The following is a 1,856-nucleotide window of genomic DNA, read 5'->3' on the forward strand; positions in this document are numbered from 1 at the left end:
CTAGGTAGCTGGTGTTAAAGGCGGGTTGATCGGTGGTCCGATCAACCCGTGTGTTGGACGGCTCGTTGGCTGGCGTGAAGGGGGTAGTCGCTTGGGCTGGCTGATCGGTGGCTCGGCGGGCGGCTGGGGGCTGTTGTCGGGCTGGATAACGCCTGGTCGGGGTCCTTGCTGGTGGTCAGGCGGGGGCCTGGCCGAGCTGGCTGCTGCCGGTGAGGCCGAGGGTGGCGAGCCGGGCCAGGTTGGTGGCTGCGGCCAGGAGTTTGAAGTCGGCGGCGACGCGGAGCAGGCCGCGCATGCGGGCGCGGCGGCCGCCGTGGCGGCGGCGCATCAGGTGGGCGATCTTGCGTTCGACTTTGGGGCGGGTGGCGCGGTAGTCGGCCCGCCAGGCCGGGTCGGTCTGCCGGGTCCGGGCGGCCGTGAGGTGGGTTTCCCAGCGGCTGATGGTGATCTGCCGGCCGGTTTTCGACTCGGTGCACTGCGTGCGGAGCGGGCAGTCGGTGCAGGCCCGGCCGAAGTCGGCTTTCCCGGCGTGACGGTCGTGACCGGTGATCGGGCGGATCGCGATGGTGACCTGGTTCGGGCAGGTGACCGTGCCGGCGGCGAGGTCAATGGTGAACTGGTCCTTGGTGAACTTGCCACCCGGCGCGACCGGTGGCTGGACCTTGGTCTTGGCGTCGATCCCGGCAGCATGCAGGCATTCGAGTACTTCACCGGCGCCGTAGGCCGAGTCGCCGTAGACCGCCGCGTCGGCTCCGGGTGTGTCCTGATCGCTGGCCGGGGTGGTGAGGTCGGCGATCAGGTCGGCGGCCGGGCCGGCGTCGCCGGTGTTACCGACAGTGACCTCGGTGGCGGTGATGATCTCGCTGTCCGGATCGACGGCGATGTGCCCTTTGTAGCCGTCGAAGCCGCGGTGGCTGGTCTTGTGCCCGTGCCGGGCCTGCGGGTCGACGGTGGAGATCACTCGGTTCGCGGCGACTTTGCGGGCGATCCGCAGCACCCCGTCGTCGCCGGTTTCCAGGTCTTGGCCCAGCACCGTGGCCAGCAGCCGCATCGCCTCGGTGACCGCCTCGGGCAGCTTCTTGCGGCCGTCGAGGGCGGCGAGCAGGGCATACCCGTCCCGGGCCCTTGAGTCGATCAACGCTTCTCGGGCGGTCTTGTCGTCCCAGTCCACGACCGGTTTCGCCGTGCCGGCGTAGTCGTCGCCGCTGGTCAACACGGCCCGCAGTTCGGTGGCCAGGTCGCGGCCGGCCGCGGTGAGCAGCCCGCGGACCGCCGAGCGGATCAGCGTGATCGTGTCCATCGTGGCGACCGCGTCATACAAGGGGGTCGAGTCGAGCACCCGGCGCCGTCCCAGCAGCCCGGCCTCCCGCGCCGCCGCGAGAGCAACCTCGAAAATCCGGTCCGGGTTCGCCGAGCGACGCAGCCGTTCGCGCATGTCAACCAGGACCGTGTGCGCGAACCCGGCCCGCGAAGCGCCGTCCCAGCCACCGGCCCCGGCCGCGTACCGCCAGCGGACATCGAACGCGAACCGGTCGACGGCCTCGCGGTCCGACAGTCCTTCCAAACGCTGCAGCACCATCACCGTCGCGACCACCGACGGCGGTACCGACCGCCGCCCGATTTGCGCGAACAGATCAGCGAACAAGCTGTCCGGGAACAACCGGACGCGGTGATCGTGCAGGAACGCGTAGACCGAGTTCGCCGGAAGCGTCTCAGCGCAGAACCGGCTGACCGGATCGAGGAGGTCCAGCTGCTGCGACGCTCTGCCCAACGTCATCCCAGCAAACTACTATAAATAGATGCAGAACGATGACCGCCACGCCGATGGCAGCCATCGTTTAACACCAGTCACCTAG

The 1,856-nt window shown here is 69.3% G+C and carries 1 protein-coding gene; it reads right to left on the reverse strand.

Annotated elements, in window-relative coordinates; all coding sequences use genetic code 11:
• Positions 1 to 175: 175 nt before the first annotated feature.
• Entirely contained in the window at positions 176 to 1,777 is a 1,602-nt protein-coding gene (locus AB0I11_RS34310; RefSeq protein ID WP_357330093.1) for an IS1182 family transposase, read from the reverse strand.
• Positions 1,778 to 1,856: the final 79 nt, after the last annotated feature.

The sequence above is a fragment of the Micromonospora sp. NPDC050495 genome (genome assembly GCF_040655175.1).
Classification (GTDB): domain Bacteria; phylum Actinomycetota; class Actinomycetes; order Mycobacteriales; family Micromonosporaceae; genus Micromonospora.